Genomic DNA, 15,307 nt, shown 5'->3' on the forward strand with positions numbered 1-15,307 from the left:
CCGTAATAAAAAATCATTCCCTTCAATTGCAAACAAAACGTTATCAGGTTGCTAAGCAGAGCAACAAAAACAGAAACCCAGTAACAAATATAGCATCGGGGCTCTATTCACTATGTTCGGTAATAATATATTCACGCAAGTTAAACGCTCAGAAAATAAAAAGATGGCGGCTATCACGCAATTTCTGAAAGAGAATGATTTGAGCGTTGACACCACCGTCGAAGTATTTATCACCGTCACCCGTGACGACCGCTTGATTGCATGCGGCGGTATCGCTGGGAATATTATTAAGTGTGTCGCCATCTGCGAATCCGTACGGGGCGAAGGCTTAGCGTTGACGCTAGCGACCGAGTTAATCAACCTCGCCTATGAGCGCCACTGTACGCACCTCTTCATCTATACCAAAACCGAGTACGAATCGCTGTTTAAACAGTGTGGTTTTTCTACGCTGACCAGCGTTCCCGGCATTATGGTGCTGATGGAAAACAGCACCACGCGTCTGAAACGTTACGCTGAATCTCTGGCAAAACAGCGTCGTGAAGGGAAAAAAATTGGTTGTATCGTCATGAACGCCAACCCCTTCACCAACGGACATCGTTTTCTGATCCAACAGGCGGCCGCACAATGTGACTGGCTGCATCTGTTTTTGGTCAAAGAAGATACCTCACGGTTTCCGTATGAAGACCGGCTGGATCTGGTGCTTAAAGGGACAAAAGATATTCCACGTTTAACCGTGCATCGCGGTTCGGAATACATCATTTCCCGCGCCACGTTCCCGTGCTACTTCATCAAAGAGCAGAGCGTTATTAACCACTGCTACACCGAAATAGACCTGAAAATCTTCCGCCAGTACCTGGCACCGGCTCTCGGCGTTACACATCGTTTCGTCGGTACCGAGCCGTATTGCTCCGTCACCTCCCAGTACAACAACGATATGCGCTACTGGCTGGAGACCCCAACGCTTCCCGCCCCACCGATTGAACTGGTGGAAATTGAGCGGCTGTGCTTCCAGGAGATGCCGATTTCCGCCTCCTGGGTGCGCAAGCTGCTGGTTAAAAAAGATCTCACGGCTATCGCATCCCTGGTCCCTGACGCCACGCTGCACTATCTGCAAAGCATGGTTGAACGAGCCTCATCGGGTGCGGCAGTCCGCCAAAATACCCCCGCATTAGCAACAGGTGAAAAATGAAAATAAACCAGGCAGCCGTCGCAGGCACACTCGAGTCCGGTGATGTGATGATTCGCATCGCCCCACTCGATTCGCAGGATATTGACCTGCAGGTTAACAGTAGCGTCGAAAAACAGTTCGGTGATGCCATTCGGACCACCATCCTGGACGTTCTGTCCCGCTACAACGTACGCGGCGTGCAATTAAATGTTGATGATAAAGGCGCACTGGACTGCATTTTACGTGCGCGACTGGAAGCACTACTGGCCCGCGCTGGCGGTATTCCGGCACTGCCATGGGAGGATTGCCAGTGATTTCCGCATCTTTGCAACAACGTAAAACCCGTACTCGCCGCAGCATGTTGTTCGTACCGGGTGCCAATGCCGCCATGGTCAGCAACTCGTTCATCTACCCGGCAGATGCACTGATGTTCGACCTGGAAGACTCCGTCGCGTTGCGTGAAAAAGATACCGCTCGCCGCATGGTGTACCACGCGCTGCAGCATCCGCTGTATCACGACGTTGAAACTATCGTGCGTGTAAACGCCCTCGACTCCGAATGGGGCATCAACGACCTTGAAGCCGTGGTACGCGGCGGTGCTGACATCGTACGTTTACCGAAGACCGATACCGCGCAGGATGTCATCGACATCGAAAGTGAAATTCTGCGCATCGAGAACGCCTGTGGCCGTGAACCCGGCAGCACCGGCCTGTTAGCCGCCATTGAGTCGCCGTTAGGCATTACCCGTGCGGTAGAAATTGCCCACGCTTCCGAGCGCCTGATCGGTATTGCTCTGGGTGCTGAAGATTATGTGCGTAACCTGCGCACTGAACGCTCGCCGGAGGGTACTGAACTGCTGTTTGCCCGCTGCTCTATTTTGCAGGCTGCACGTTCTGCCGGTATTCAGGCGTTCGACACCGTGTATTCCGATGCCAACAACGAAGCAGGTTTCCTGCACGAAGCCGCACACATCAAGCAGTTGGGTTTTGACGGCAAGTCGCTCATCAACCCGCGCCAGATCGAACTCCTGCATAACCTGTACGCTCCGACGCGCAAAGAGTTGGCTCACGCCCGTTTGGTCGTAGAAGCCGCTGAAGCCGCTGCCCGCGAAGGTCGTGGAGTGGTTTCCCTGAACGGCAAAATGGTCGACAGCCCGGTTATCGAGCGCGCCCTTCTGGTTATCTCCCGTGCAGAACTTTCCGGCATTCGCGAAGAATAAGGCAAAAAAATGACGCAGAAAATCGAACAGTCTCAACGCCAGGATCGCGTGGCGACCTGGAGCCGTCATGCAGAAAGTGAGCTTTCCGCTTATCAGAGCACCGCAAAAGTAGAACTACAGGCGCAAAAACCGCGCGACAAAAAGCTGTGCGCTAACCTGGAAGACGCCATTCGTCGTTCGGGTTTACAGGATGGCATGACCATCTCTTTCCACCACGCTTTTCGCGGTGGCGATCTGACCATTAATCTGGTGATGGATGCCATCGCCAGTATGGGCTTTAAAAATCTGACGCTGGCCTCCAGCTCTCTGAGCGATTGCCATGCTCCGCTGGTTGAGCACATCCGTCAGGGCGTGGTCAGCCGTATTTATACCTCCGGGTTGCGTGGCCCGCTGGCGGAAGAGATCTCCCGTGGCCTGCTGGCCGAACCGGTACAGATTCACTCCCACGGTGGACGTGTACACTTGGTACAAAGCGGCGAACTCAGCATTGATGTGGCGTTCCTCGGCGTACCGTCCTGCGACCAGTTTGGTAACGCCAACGGTTATACCGGTAAAGCATGCTGCGGCTCACTGGGCTATGCCCGCGTAGACGCGGAAAACGCGAAACAGGTTGTCCTGCTGACTGAACAACTGCTGACCTATCCACATAACCCGGCCAGCATTACACAGGATCAGGTAGATCTGATCGTGCAGATCGATCAGGTCGGCGATGCGGACAAAATCGGTGCTGATGCGACCCGCATGACCACTAACCCGCGTGAACTGTTAATCGCCCGTAGCGCGGCAGAGGTCATTGCTAACTCCGGCTACTTCAATGAAGGCTTCTCACTGCAGACAGGCACCGGCGGCGCTTCTCTGGCCGTGACGCGTTTCCTGGAAGACAAAATGCGCAGCCGCGATATCCGTGCTGACTTCGCGCTGGGCGGCATCACCGCCACCATCGTGGATCTGCATGAAAAAGGCCTGATTCGCAAACTGCTGGACGTGCAGAGCTTCGACCGTAACGCGGCTGAGTCCTTGGCCCGCAACCCAAACCACATTGAAATCAGTGCAAACCAGTATGCCAACTGGGGTTCAAAAGGCGCATCCGTTGACCGTCTGGATGTGGTGGTACTGAGCGCATTAGAAGTAGACACCAACTTCAATGTGAACGTACTGACCGGTTCTGACGGCGTACTGCGAGGCGCATCCGGCGGACACTGTGATACGGCTGTGGCCGCAGCGCTTTCCATCATCGTCGCACCGCTGGTTCGCGGACGCATCCCGACGCTGGTTGATAACGTGCTGACCTGCGTAACCCCTGGCTCCAGCGTTGACATTCTGGTCACTGACCACGGTATCGCCGTCAACCCTGCACGTCCGGAACTGGCAGAACGACTGAAAGAAGCCGGTATGAAAGTGGTGTCCATTGAATGGCTGCGCGAACGTGCACAGCAACTCACCGGTCAGCCACGCGCTATCGAATTCACTGACCGCGTGATTGCCGTTGTGCGTTATCGCGACGGTTCAGTGATTGACGTTGTGCATCAGGTGAAGGAATAAGCCATGCACCTGCTCCCTGAACTCGCCACCCAACACGCGGTTTCGATTCCCGAGCTGCTCGCCAGCCGCGATAAGAGACAAGCAAGGCAACAGGACTGGCTGACACGCCACTCTGCGCCACTGGTCTCGTTCACCGTGGTTGCACCGGGTCCGATTAAAGACAGCGCATTAACCCGTCGCATCTTTAATCACGGCGTAACCGCCTTGCTCGCGCTGGCGGAACAATCTGCCTCGATTGTCAGGGAGCAAACAGCGCTGGTTTCTGCCAGCGGTCCAGAAGGTCTTTTGTCTATTGAGGCTCCGGCCCACGACCTCAAGCTCGCCACGATTGAACTTGAGCATTCACACCCGCTGGGACGGCTATGGGACATCGATGTCCTGACCCCTGAAGGGGAAATTCTGTCCCGGCATCATTTCGCACTCCCTGCCCGCCGCTGTCTGCTGTGCGAGCAAAGTGCTGCCGACTGTGCGCGGGGTAAAACCCACGCACTTTCCGACTTACTCACTCAGATGGAGGCACTGCTGCATGATGCCGATTCCCGCAACATCAACCAATAATGCAGTCCTTCCTCTGGATCTGCCTGATGCTTACGCAACGCTCGCGTGGCGCGCCATGCTGACTGAAGTCAACCTGTCACCCAAACCCGGTCTGGTAGATCGTATTAACAACGGCGCGCATAAAGATATGGCGCTGGAAGATTTTCATCGCAGCGCCGAGGCTATTCAGGCCTGGCTGCCACGTTTTATTGAATATGGGGCGTTTAGCGCACAGCTGTCGCCTGAGGATGTATTGAAAGGACTGCGCCCGCTGGGCATGGCCTGCGAAGCTGATATGTTTCGCGCCACCGCAGGGGTGAATACCCACAAAGGCAGCATCTTTTCTCTGGGCCTGCTGTGCGCCGCCATTGGCCGCCTGCACCAGCTCCAACTAACTGTTACCGCTGAAACCATTTGCTCTACGGCAGCAACATTTTGCCGTGGTCTGACCGAGCGCGAACTGCGCCAGAACAATCAACAACTCACGGCAGGCCAACGTCTTTATCAGCAACTGGGATTAACCGGCGCACGGGGCGAAGCCGAAGCGGGATACCCGCTAGTCATCCAGCATGCCCTGCCGCACTACCGCGCACTGCTGACTCAGGGCCGCGACCCTGAACTGGCGTTACTCGACACTTTATTGCTGCTGATGTCTATCAACGGCGACACCAACGTGGCTTCACGTGGCGGCGCAGAAGGTCTGCGTTGGCTACAGCAGCAGGCCACCGCCCTGATGCAGCAAGGGGGGATTCGTACCCCTGCCGATCTCGAATACCTACACCAGTTCGACCAACAGTGCATTGAACGCAACCTCAGTCCCGGAGGCTGCGCCGATCTGCTGATCGTCACCTGGTTCTTAGCTCAGATTTCACAAGTTCATCATTATCACAATTAAAGATCCTTTCCGGAGAATCACACACATGTCTTTAGCAAAAGATAAAATATGGAAGTTACTGGCCCCATTGGTCGTAATGGGCGTCATGTTTCTTATCCCCGTCCCTGATGGAATGCCTCCACAGGCCTGGCACTACTTTGCCGTGTTTGTGGCGATGATCGTCGGTATGATCCTGGAGCCAATTCCGGCAACAGCGATCAGCTTTATCGCCGTAACGATCTGCGTTATCGGCAGCAACTATCTGCTGTTTGATGCTTCAGAACTGGCCGACCCGGCATTTAAAGCGGGTAAGCAAGCGCTGAAATGGGGTCTGGCGGGCTTCTCCAGCACCACCGTGTGGTTGGTGTTTGGTGCGTTTATCTTCGCACTGGGTTATGAAGTCACCGGTCTGGGTCGTCGTATCGCGCTGTTCCTGGTGAAATTCATGGGTAAACGCACCCTGACGCTGGGCTATGCGATTGTTATCATCGACATTCTGCTGGCGCCGTTTACACCGTCTAACACAGCGCGTACCGGCGGTACCGTATTCCCGGTTATCAAAAACCTGCCACCGCTGTTTAAATCATTCCCGAACGATCCTTCCGCGCGCCGTATCGGCGGATACCTGATGTGGATGATGGTAATCAGTACCAGCCTGAGCTCCTCTATGTTCGTGACCGGTGCTGCGCCAAACGTACTGGGTCTGGAATTCGTCAACAAAATTGCCGGTATTCAAATCAGCTGGCTGCAATGGTTCCTCAGCTTCCTGCCGGTTGGTATTATTTTGCTGATCGTTGCTCCGTGGTTGTCATACGTTCTGTACAAACCAGAGGTCACTCACAGTGCTGAAGTTGCCGCATGGGCCGGTGATGAACTGAAAGGCATGGGTAAACTGACCCGTAAAGAGATAACGCTGATCGGTCTGGTTCTGCTCAGCCTGGGCCTGTGGGTCTTCGGTGGTAAACTGATTGATGCAACCGCAGTGGGTTTGCTTGCTGTCTCCCTGATGCTGGCGCTGCATGTGGTACCGTGGAAAGACATTACCCGCTATAACAGCGCATGGAACACCCTGGTTAACCTCGCCACGCTGGTCGTTATGGCGAATGGTTTAACCCGTTCAGGCTTCATCGACTGGTTCGCCAACACCATGAGCACGCACCTGGAAGGCTTCTCGCCTAACGCGACCGTAATCGTGCTGGTGCTGGTGTTCTACTTTGCTCACTACCTGTTTGCCAGCCTTTCTGCACACACTGCCACCATGCTGCCGGTTATTCTGGCTGTCGGTAAAGGTATCCCGGGCGTGCCGATGGAACACCTGTGTATCCTGCTGGTACTGTCCATCGGTATCATGGGCTGTCTGACTCCATATGCAACAGGCCCTGGCGTTATCATCTACGGCTGTGGTTATGTGAAGTCCAAAGACTACTGGCGTCTGGGTGCTATCTTCGGCGTTATCTACATCTCTATGCTTCTGCTGGTCGGCTGGCCGATTCTGGCGATGTGGAGCTAATCATTTCGGTTCACACCTGATGAAAATGATGCCAGTCAGCTAAACCTGACTGGCATTTTTTATGATTAAATAGATGATATTCAGAATTTATATAAGTATCCGAAATCATCATGACATCAACATGGCGTTATTCTTCATTACTGGCAGCGCTTCTGCTGCCTGTTTCTGCAGCTCAGGCCGATGAACTTCAGGCAAAACAATACACTGATTTTGACAGCTACGTGCTGGCCCTCTCCTGGCAAACCGGATTTTGTCAGAGCCAACACGAGCGTAATCGTCAGGAGCCTGACGAATGTCGTTTACAAAAAGAGAGCGCAGACAAAGCGGATTTCCTGACCGTTCACGGTTTATGGCCCAGCCTGCCTAAATCCATTGCCGCCCGTGGAGTCGACAACCGCCGCTGGATGCGTTTTGGCTGCGCGACTCGCCCTATTCCCAACCTGCCTGAAGCACGTGCCAGCCGTAAATGCGCGGCCCCCGAAACCGGGCTGTCGCTGGAAAGCGCAGCAAAACTCAGCGCCGTAATGCCCGGCGTTGGAGGGAGATCCTGTCTGGAACGTTACGAGTATGCCAAACATGGCGCGTGTTTCGGTTTTGATCCCGACGCGTACTTTGGCACGATGGTACGGCTGAATAATGAGGTTAAGAACAGCGAGGTGGGCAAATTCCTGGCGGAAAACTACGGCAAAACTGTCAGCCGTAACGCATTTGACGCCGCAGTTGCCAAAAGCTGGGGCAAAGAGAACGTCAAAGCTGTGAAGCTAAGCTGCCACGGCAATCCGGCGTATCTCACTGAGATCCAGTTATCCCTGAAAGCCGACAACATCAACCAGACGTTATCTGCACAGTCATTCTTACCGCAACCGCATCCAGGTAGCTGCGGTAAACAGTTTATTATCGACAAAGTGGGATATTGAAACTTGCGACCGACGCTGCAAGCTGGCGTCGGTCCGTAAGCTTAGCGTTTTGCTCGGGCGTCCGGGCGAACTAAATCAAAACGGTGTGTTTCACTGATCGAATAATATGCCGTTGGCCCACCTGCGCGCAGTACCGGCTTCGCTTTCGCCGTCTGATAGATGCCGTCCTCCAGGAGCGTTTCATCGATGTGGATGCCCACCACTTCCCCCAATACCAGCCAGGTATCAACCGGTGAGCCATCAGCGGTAGTCAGTTGCAGGCTTTGCGATAAGCGACACTCAAAATTGACCGGGCTTTGCGCCACGCGCGGCACGTTGACTATCCGGCTATCTGCCTTGCTAAGCCCGGCGGCAAAAAACTCGTCCTCACCGTGCGGCAAGCTGGCTGACGTTTCGTTCATCGCAGTGGCCAGCTCAAGAGTCGTCAGGTTCCAGACAAATTCACCGGTTTCAATAATATTCTGCACGCTGTCTTTCCAGCCGCTGCTGGCGAAACCGATAATCGGCGGATGATAGTTAAAACAGTTAAAGAAACTGTATGGTGCCAGATTGTGCCGACCATTGCCGTCACGCGACGCAATCCAACCAATAGGGCGCGGTCCAATGATGGCATTTAGCGGGTCATGCGGTAAGCCGTGTCCCTGTGACGGTTGATAGAAATACATAGCGTTCCCTGTTGAAGTTAACGTCAGCGCAGCACAAATTATGCTTCGCTCATCCCCCTGGAAAAAGAAGATCAGCGTAGAACAATCTGCCAACGATTACGACTGAATAAAGTTGAGCAGGTCACCGTTGATCTGTTGTTTATGGGTGGTGCAAATGCCATGCGAGCCGCCGACATATACCTTCAACTGCGAATCAGGCAGTATTTCCGCCGCAACCTTTCCGCAGGTTTCAAACGGGACAATCTGATCGTCATCACCGTGGATCACCAGCGTCGGGATGGTCATCTTTTTGAGGTCCTCACGCAGATCTGTTTCCGAAAACGCGTGGATACAGTCGTACAACGCTTTGATGGAACCTTGTAAACCCTGTTCAACAAAACTTTCCCTGACGGCTTTCGACTCTTTTGCGCCAGGACGGTTGTAGCCATAGAATGCAGCGGTCAATTCATAGAAAAAGGCGGCGCGATCGTTCACAACCCCCTCACGGATGCCATCGAATACCTCTTTCGGCACGCCATTTGGATTAAAGTCAGTCTTGATCATGATGGGCGTCACCGCGCCAATTAACACCGCTTTTGCCACCCGCTGCGTCCCATGCCGGCCAATATACCGCGCCACTTCCCCACCGCCGGTAGAGTGTCCGACATGGACGGCATCTTTAAGATTGAGATGCGCGGTAAGTTCAGCCAGATCGTCAGCATACTGATCCATATTGTGACCATCCCAGGGTTGGGCCGAACGCCCATGCCCACGCCTGTCATGGGCGATCACACGAAATCCTTTCGACCCGAGGAACAACATCTGATCCTCAAACGCATCTGCCGTCAGCGGCCAACCATGACTGAAGACAATGGGCTGTCCACTTCCCCAATCTTTAAAATGCAAATAGCTGCCGTCTTTCAAGGTAAGTTTGTCGTACTGGCTCATGAGATCTCCTGTCGCGGAACACTGAGTTGTTTGACGCGCCCGCAGCGAGCGCTTAAAAAGCATAATGCAAATTGGAGAACGATCACGTTTTTCGGCTAAAATCACACCATACGCGTAATGCTTGTCAGTTAAGCATTATAGGGAACATGTGATCCCGGCTCAGGGTTCCGTTCACCTCAGCGGTATCACTTCTCTGAAGCACTGATACCCGTGAACGAGCAAGGGAGGCTCACCGCCGCCTCCCTTGCAACCCAGGCTCCCGGCGGGATTGTTAAGGGTACGGCGATAGTACCCTTAACACGTTCACAGGTAGGATGGTTTCAGAGAAGTGAATAACATAAGGTGAACGTAGCAATGCGACGGAGGCAACAGATTTATTACCTTAGGTTCGTTAACTGACTGACATTACACCATACGCGACAATATTGATGATTTGCCTGAATGTGAACTAAATCACTTCAAACATGGGGTAAGTCTCAGTATCATCATAAAAGCTAAACCCTTGCCGCCTGACGGTGAGGGTTTTCTTTTGGGATTATTTACCTGCGCACCCGCAGTATCGACGACATGGAGTAATAAATGTCCAGACCAACTATCATCATTAACGACCTCGATGCGGAACGCATTGACCGCCTGTTGGAGCAACCTGCGTTTGCTGGTTTACCGATTGCCGACGCCCTTAACGCCGAGCTGGATCGTGCCCAAATGTGTTCTCCAGAAACCATGCCGCACGATGTCGTGACCATGAACAGCCGCGTGAAATTCCGCAATCTGAGTGATGGCGAAGTCCGTGTGCGTACCCTGGTGTATCCGGCCACTATGACTGACAGCAGCACACAGCTTTCGGTAATGGCACCTGTCGGCGCTGCACTTTTGGGGCTGCGCGTTGGTGATACCATTCACTGGGAACTGCCAGGCGGGACCTCAACGCACCTCGAAGTTATTGAGCTTGAGTACCAGCCTGAAGCTGCAGGCGACTACCTGCGCTAACTCTGTCTTATCAAAGCCACTCGCTTTATCTTACAGAGGATGCATCCGCATCCTCTTTCCGGTTAGATCTCCCTGCTCCTCGCTTTCTTTCCTGTTCGCAAAACATAAATCTGTGTCGTGACTGACAGAATCATTTTTAATACTATGCTGTTATGTGTTCATGTAATGACAAGGAGAATGTTTATGTACAACACAATCATAATGCCTGTTGATGTATTCGAAATGGAACTGAGCGACAAGGCTATTCGCCATGCAGAATTTCTGGCCCAGGATAAAGGGGTTATCCATCTGCTGCATGTGCTGCCAGGCTCAGCGAGCTTAAGCCTGCACCGCTTTGCGGCCGATGTCCGTCGTTTTGAAGAGCATCTGCAACACGAAGCGGAAACCCGTCTGCAAACGATGGTCGGTCACTTCAGCATCGATCCTTCCCGTATTAAGCAACACGTCCGCTTTGGCAGTGTCCGTGATGTGGTCAACGAGTTGGGTGAAGAGTTGAATGCAGATGTCGTTGTCATTGGGTCGCGTAACCCATCAATCAGCACCCATCTGCTCGGCTCAAACGCTTCCAGCGTTGTCCGCCACGCGACTTTGCCAGTGCTGGTTGTTCGTTAACAGCCACTGATTCGCTAAAGAAAACCCCTGTCAGGTTAACGCCTGACAGGGGTTTTTATTACCTCACGATCAATACAAATGACCGATATTCACGATAGTGCTGATCGTATCGCCAAAGAACGTCAGACGACTCAGGAATATGCCAACAAACAGCAGGACAAAAAGCGCTTTTGCGCGACGCTCTCCCTGACGGCTTAACACAAAGGCCACCGCCAGACACACCAGACTAGCCAGATAAAGCGGCGACGTCAGCCAGACATGCGCCGTCATCTGCATAATGGTGCCGCCGCTTAGCCAGATAATGGGCGCGGCGATCATGACCGCCATACACACAACAATCCCCTGGCGTAATGCGGCAACGGCAGGTGCAAGGTTAAGCAGTGGAATCGCCGCACACCCCATCACCCACACCGTGATAAAGAACAACAGCATTGTCAGACCGTTGGCGATCGCCACCATTGCCGGGGCAGCATAGGTCATCCCCTGCACCGCCACCAGCGCGATACCGAGAACAGAGGCCAGAACAGCTGGCGCTTTGTGCCCTTTTGCCAAAAACGTCACCCCGACCGCCGCACCGTATAAGGTGGCGCCAAGAATTTCACGGCTCAGCCAGGCGTGCTGCAGGTTAATCAGGGCATCGTAGGCGCGATCCGGATGCGCAAGGTGCAGGATCGCTGCCACGGACGCCGCCGCCAGAACCAGTCCACTTACCAGCCAGTACAGGCGCTTGCTTTCCAGTTTTCCTTGCAGCACACGCAGCGTCAGAATGAGCGTGATCCCAACCGACATCTGGCTCAATACGGTAAAAATGACCAGCGGAAGTTCATACTTTTCCATTACTTACCCTCCGACTGCTTCGGCTGACGCGCAAGGATAAAACGCGTGCCAGGATTAAGCTGCGGCATACGCGGGAATCCTGGCGGATACTGTACGGCATTATCAGGTATAGGATCGGCATCCAGATCGATAAGCGTCAGCGCACCTACCGGACAGGCATTTACACACGCCGGTTGCATACCAACGTCAAGACGTTCGTAGCACATGCTGCATTTTTCCGCCTTTTTCGTCTCTTCATTAAAGCGCGGCGCACCATATGGACAGTTGCGGATACAGTTTTTACATCCAATACAGCGCTCCGGGTTATGCACCACGACACCATCTTCACGTTTGGTGTACGCCTCTACCGGACACGCCGCCAAACAGGCCGGGTTTTCGCAGTGGTTACAGGCCAGCGAATAGAACGCCCGCTCTTCATGCGGATAAATTTCTTTATCCAGCGGATAGACATAGCGCCAGAAACGTTCAGGTTCCAACTGGTTAAAACTCTTACACGCCATTGCACAGCCACGGCAGCCGATGCATTTATCGCTATTAACTAAAAACGCGCGTCTCATGCCGCTGCTCCTTCATTTCCTGACAAAGTAATATCTACAAATTGACTGTGAATAGCCGCGCCTGGCGCGCCGGTCGCCATTTTCCCCATATCGGCTGGCGTATCTTTCACCACATTCTGTACGTTGTAACTAAGCTTATTAAACCAGGATTCATACATCACCAGGAAATCTTCCGGCACATTGGTGGTGATTTTGGCACGCAGCTCAACATGACCCGCCTCGTTGAAGACTTTGACATGAGCGCCCTCAGTGATCCCCTTTTTCTGTGCGGCAGACGGGTGGATGTAAACAAAGGGTTCTGGCCAGAAAACCTGCATCCAGTCCAGATTGACAAACTGCGAGTGCAGGCCGTACTGAAGATGAGGTGTGAACAGATGGAACGGTAATGCCCCCTGCGCACCCGCTTTGTATTCCGGCAATGCCGTATGACCATTTTCTGCACAGCGTTCTGATTTGAATTCGTACTTGCCCGATGGCGTTTTGAATTTACGATCGTACCAGGCTGCGGTACTGACCATTTTTGCTTTGCGCGGTCCTTCCAGCAGGTCATCCCAACCCGCAATGCCAAACTGTTTGCCCATCCCCTCGTTGAATTCCTGATCCAACCAGCGTTTGGCATCAAACTCCTGCGGGAAAGTACATGAACCAGCTTCCAGTTTATTGATGGTTTTGGACAGCAGCGCCGCTATTTCCGGATCGCTCTTGCACTCATACAGCGGTTTAATAGCCGGCTCATTGACGGACAACCAGTAGTGCCAATAGGACGAAGAGACATCCCATTGTTCAAAGGTTGTCGTGACAGGCAGCACGATATCCGCATGCTGGACGGTTTCGTTGAAGAACTGGTCGACACAAACCACCATTTCCAGTTTCTCAAACGCTTTAATCATCTTGTTGCGGTCAAAATCCTGAGCAAACGGATTTTTAGAGGCTACCCACAGCATTCTTACCGGCGGCTCACTGGCGTCGAGGATCCCTTGCGCCGTCTGGTTGATATTCAGCGCACGATCGGAAAATTCGCTCTTCTCTCCGCTATCGCTGACAAACTCGCCTACCGGACCACCTGCACCTTTCATGCCGACAGAACCGGCAGGCGGCTTTTGCATCATTCCATGGTAGTTATAGCCCCATGTCTGCAAATGGCCGTAGCGAGCGCCACCGCCTTCAATGCCGATATTGCCGGTCATTGCCACAAAAGCATCGATCGCACGGACGTTCGCGCCGCCGTTGACATGGCGCTGCATACCGTAGCCAATCCACACGGTGGCAGGATTAACGGCGGTAAATTCTTCCGCCAATTGACGAATAACATCAGCGGAAAGACCACAGATCTCAGCGGCCCACTCAACGGTCACACTGTTGCGCAGATAGGCTTCGAATTCCGGGTATCCGTGGGAATAGTTATTGACGAAATACTGATCAACCAGACCTTTATCCACCAGATGACGCGCCATACCCAGCGCCAGAGCGCCATCTGAGCCTGGACGGACACGCAAGTAGAGATCGGCTTTCGTGGCAGTCTGGGTTAACAGCGGATCGATAACGACCACTTTTGCGCCTTTTTCCCGTGCCTGATAAACATATTTCATGGTGTGCATTGAACACCAGGCAGGGTTAGCCCCCCAGATAATGATGTATTTGGCTTTCACCATATCTTCCGGGTCGTTACACCACATGTCGCCCATGTCGTAGTTTTGCGCGTCAATACCGGCTGGCCAGCACGGCGTTCCGGCAAACCGCGTGGTGTAACCCAGCGAAGACATCATCCCTTCAACGGCATAACCCATCACGCCGAGGTTGCCTGAGTATTTTGACAGCGCCAGACCCAGCATTGAGCCGTCTTTCTTTTTGATTTCCAGCATCTTGGTCGCAATACGCTGCATGGCGTCTTCCCAAGATATACGACGCCAGTTCCCGCTGCCGCGAACATCCTGAACCATCGGATATTTAATGCGGTCCGGGCTGTATACCCGACGCGGGTAGCTCAGTCCCTTCACACACGGCGTGCCATGCGTAAACGTTGACTCAGGCGCACCCTCCACAAAGGTGATGACGTCATCCTTCACCCAGGTTTTCAGGCTACAAGTGTCATAGCAGTTACGCGGACAGGCGTTACGATAGATTTTGTAGGTTTTGGGGTTAAATGGAATGGGCGGTTGCGCCAATGCACAGCGTGAAGTCAGCAATCCCCCAGGCAGGGCTGCGACCGTGCCAAGGGCAATCAACCCTTTCAAAAATGAACGTCTGTTCAGAACTCCCGGTTCATTACTCATACTGATACTCTCGTTTTTAATTCATCAAGCCAAGAAGACAATCTTCCAGCTACGTTTTTCAACGTGGCGGTTTGTGCATTTATATTTATTTTTTCTATATACTCGGGCACCCACACCGCGACATACTCAGATGCATATCGAGTAAGGGTCACCTGGTATTCTGACGATGCTCTGGAATTAGCTGATAATAAAACCGCCAATTCCAATACACAGGAAATATGATCATCCGGAATATTATTCACGACACTTATAGATAACCCTATATTTGCCATGAATTCCCGAATGCTAAGGGTTGATTTACCCATTACAAGGGCATCTTCTTCAAGATAAACCGAAGCAAACGGCGCGGCCTTTAGCTTCTGCGGTCCGACAAACAGCGCATTGAAGTCGTACTCCGCTTCCAGCCACTCCTGCTCTGTTAGCGCCGAGGCATTTGTATCTAAAGCTGAATAAGCCGCTTTCAGCGTGCAACTATCGTGAGAGATAAAAAAATCACGTAACAATAACCCTGTCGATTCAAAGATCGTCAGGGTTTCATATATTTCACCCATGAATTAACCAACCATTTATTCACACAACAAATGAAAAAATAATGCAGGTTAATATAATAAAGATAACGCCCTCTCTTTCTTTGATAAAAATAATGATCAGGCTAATTAAGTGAATGTTTTATACGGTT

General features: G+C 52.7%; 16 protein-coding genes. 10 read left to right on the top strand and 6 right to left on the bottom strand.

Annotated features, from left to right (window positions below):
- Positions 1 to 112 precede the first annotated feature (112 nt).
- The 8 genes from citC to rna all read left to right on the top strand — a co-directional run bounded on the left by citC (position 113) and on the right by rna (position 7,767).
- Positions 113 to 1,189: a [citrate (pro-3S)-lyase] ligase gene (citC, locus tag SK33_RS16675; RefSeq protein WP_032948797.1), complete on the top strand. Its 1,077-nt coding sequence runs from the start codon at positions 113 to 115 to the stop codon at positions 1,187 to 1,189.
- A complete protein-coding gene (gene citD / locus SK33_RS16680; RefSeq protein ID WP_003022125.1) occupies positions 1,186 to 1,482 on the top strand; it encodes a citrate lyase acyl carrier protein in 297 nt (98 codons plus the stop codon). The genes citC and citD overlap by 4 nt, the downstream gene beginning before the upstream one ends.
- Positions 1,479 to 2,387 (top strand): aldolase/citrate lyase family protein, encoded by a 909-nt coding sequence (locus SK33_RS16685; RefSeq protein WP_003022123.1) that lies wholly within the window; start codon positions 1,479 to 1,481, stop codon positions 2,385 to 2,387. Before citD ends, SK33_RS16685 begins: the two co-directional genes overlap by 4 nt.
- 9 nt (positions 2,388 to 2,396) lie before the next feature.
- Positions 2,397 to 3,929 carry a citrate lyase subunit alpha gene (gene citF, locus SK33_RS16690; protein WP_003022120.1) on the top strand — a complete coding sequence of 511 codons (1,533 nt, stop codon included), beginning with the start codon at positions 2,397 to 2,399 and terminating at the stop codon, positions 3,927 to 3,929.
- A gap of 3 nt (positions 3,930 to 3,932) precedes the next feature.
- Entirely contained in the window at positions 3,933 to 4,487 is a 555-nt protein-coding gene (gene citX, locus SK33_RS16695) for a citrate lyase holo-[acyl-carrier protein] synthase (protein ID WP_048219348.1), read from the top strand.
- Positions 4,456 to 5,361 carry a triphosphoribosyl-dephospho-CoA synthase CitG gene (gene citG, locus SK33_RS16700; RefSeq protein WP_003835603.1) on the top strand — a complete coding sequence of 302 codons (906 nt, stop codon included), beginning with the start codon at positions 4,456 to 4,458 and terminating at the stop codon, positions 5,359 to 5,361. The genes citX and citG overlap by 32 nt, the downstream gene beginning before the upstream one ends.
- Positions 5,362 to 5,386: 25 nt before the next feature.
- Complete coding sequence (gene citT / locus SK33_RS16705) at positions 5,387 to 6,850, top strand: citrate/succinate antiporter CitT (RefSeq protein ID WP_003022114.1); 1,464 nt, start codon at positions 5,387 to 5,389, stop codon at positions 6,848 to 6,850.
- A 110-nt stretch (positions 6,851 to 6,960) separates the two neighbouring features.
- Positions 6,961 to 7,767 carry a ribonuclease I gene (rna, locus tag SK33_RS16710; protein WP_048219350.1) on the top strand — a complete coding sequence of 269 codons (807 nt, stop codon included), beginning with the start codon at positions 6,961 to 6,963 and terminating at the stop codon, positions 7,765 to 7,767.
- 41 nt (positions 7,768 to 7,808) lie between these two features.
- On the opposite strand, the gene SK33_RS16715 is transcribed toward rna, so the two are convergent.
- Positions 7,809 to 8,432, bottom strand: coding sequence for a flavin reductase family protein (locus SK33_RS16715; protein WP_003022109.1), 624 nt, complete (start codon positions 8,430 to 8,432; stop codon positions 7,809 to 7,811).
- Positions 8,433 to 8,528: 96 nt separating this feature from the next.
- Complete coding sequence (locus tag SK33_RS16720; RefSeq protein WP_003022107.1) at positions 8,529 to 9,359, bottom strand: alpha/beta fold hydrolase; 831 nt, start codon at positions 9,357 to 9,359, stop codon at positions 8,529 to 8,531.
- Between the two features lie 579 nt (positions 9,360 to 9,938).
- Between SK33_RS16720 and rnk the strand changes: the two genes are divergently transcribed.
- Both rnk and uspG read left to right on the top strand, forming a co-directional pair.
- The gene (gene rnk, locus SK33_RS16725) at positions 9,939 to 10,349 is read left to right on the top strand and encodes a nucleoside diphosphate kinase regulator (RefSeq protein WP_003022104.1); all 411 of its coding nucleotides are present in this window, start codon (positions 9,939 to 9,941) and stop codon (positions 10,347 to 10,349) included.
- Between the two features lie 183 nt (positions 10,350 to 10,532).
- Positions 10,533 to 10,961, top strand: coding sequence for a universal stress protein UspG (gene uspG, locus SK33_RS16730; protein WP_003022101.1), 429 nt, complete (start codon positions 10,533 to 10,535; stop codon positions 10,959 to 10,961).
- Between the two features lie 69 nt (positions 10,962 to 11,030).
- Here uspG and SK33_RS16735 read toward each other — a convergent pair whose 3' ends face one another.
- The 4 genes from SK33_RS16735 to SK33_RS16750 are packed head-to-tail and all read right to left on the bottom strand — an operon-like array spanning position 11,031 to position 15,179.
- Positions 11,031 to 11,798, bottom strand: coding sequence for a dimethyl sulfoxide reductase anchor subunit family protein (locus SK33_RS16735; protein WP_032948791.1), 768 nt, complete (start codon positions 11,796 to 11,798; stop codon positions 11,031 to 11,033).
- A complete protein-coding gene (locus SK33_RS16740; protein WP_032948789.1) occupies positions 11,798 to 12,355 on the bottom strand; it encodes a 4Fe-4S dicluster domain-containing protein in 558 nt (185 codons plus the stop codon). Before SK33_RS16740 ends, SK33_RS16735 begins: the two co-directional genes overlap by 1 nt.
- Entirely contained in the window at positions 12,352 to 14,628 is a 2,277-nt protein-coding gene (locus SK33_RS16745; protein WP_048219352.1) for a molybdopterin-dependent oxidoreductase, read from the bottom strand. Before SK33_RS16745 ends, SK33_RS16740 begins: the two co-directional genes overlap by 4 nt.
- The gene (locus SK33_RS16750; RefSeq protein WP_032948786.1) at positions 14,625 to 15,179 is read right to left on the bottom strand and encodes a TorD/DmsD family molecular chaperone; all 555 of its coding nucleotides are present in this window, start codon (positions 15,177 to 15,179) and stop codon (positions 14,625 to 14,627) included. The genes SK33_RS16745 and SK33_RS16750 overlap by 4 nt, the downstream gene beginning before the upstream one ends.
- Positions 15,180 to 15,307: the final 128 nt, after the last annotated feature.

Source organism: Citrobacter sp. MGH103 (genome assembly GCF_001034475.2).
GTDB lineage: Bacteria > Pseudomonadota > Gammaproteobacteria > Enterobacterales > Enterobacteriaceae > Citrobacter > Citrobacter freundii.

Bases quoted from the DNA above. Each gene is read 5' to 3' on its own strand.
- citC (WP_032948797.1), top strand. From the start codon at position 113: ATGTTCGGTAATAATATATTCACGCAAGTTAAACGCTCAGAAAATAAA.
- citD (WP_003022125.1), top strand. From the start codon at position 1,186: ATGAAAATAAACCAGGCAGCCGTCGCAGGCACACTCGAGTCCGGTGAT.
- citF (WP_003022120.1), top strand. From the start codon at position 2,397: ATGACGCAGAAAATCGAACAGTCTCAACGCCAGGATCGCGTGGCGACC.
- citX (WP_048219348.1), top strand. From the start codon at position 3,933: ATGCACCTGCTCCCTGAACTCGCCACCCAACACGCGGTTTCGATTCCC.
- citG (WP_003835603.1), top strand. From the start codon at position 4,456: ATGATGCCGATTCCCGCAACATCAACCAATAATGCAGTCCTTCCTCTG.
- citT (WP_003022114.1), top strand. From the start codon at position 5,387: ATGTCTTTAGCAAAAGATAAAATATGGAAGTTACTGGCCCCATTGGTC.
- rna (WP_048219350.1), top strand. From the start codon at position 6,961: ATGACATCAACATGGCGTTATTCTTCATTACTGGCAGCGCTTCTGCTG.
- SK33_RS16715 (WP_003022109.1), bottom strand. From the start codon at position 8,432: ATGTATTTCTATCAACCGTCACAGGGACACGGCTTACCGCATGACCCG.
- SK33_RS16720 (WP_003022107.1), bottom strand. From the start codon at position 9,359: ATGAGCCAGTACGACAAACTTACCTTGAAAGACGGCAGCTATTTGCAT.
- rnk (WP_003022104.1), top strand. From the start codon at position 9,939: ATGTCCAGACCAACTATCATCATTAACGACCTCGATGCGGAACGCATT.
- uspG (WP_003022101.1), top strand. From the start codon at position 10,533: ATGTACAACACAATCATAATGCCTGTTGATGTATTCGAAATGGAACTG.
- SK33_RS16735 (WP_032948791.1), bottom strand. From the start codon at position 11,798: ATGGAAAAGTATGAACTTCCGCTGGTCATTTTTACCGTATTGAGCCAG.
- SK33_RS16740 (WP_032948789.1), bottom strand. From the start codon at position 12,355: ATGAGACGCGCGTTTTTAGTTAATAGCGATAAATGCATCGGCTGCCGT.
- SK33_RS16745 (WP_048219352.1), bottom strand. From the start codon at position 14,628: ATGAGTAATGAACCGGGAGTTCTGAACAGACGTTCATTTTTGAAAGGG.
- SK33_RS16750 (WP_032948786.1), bottom strand. From the start codon at position 15,179: ATGGGTGAAATATATGAAACCCTGACGATCTTTGAATCGACAGGGTTA.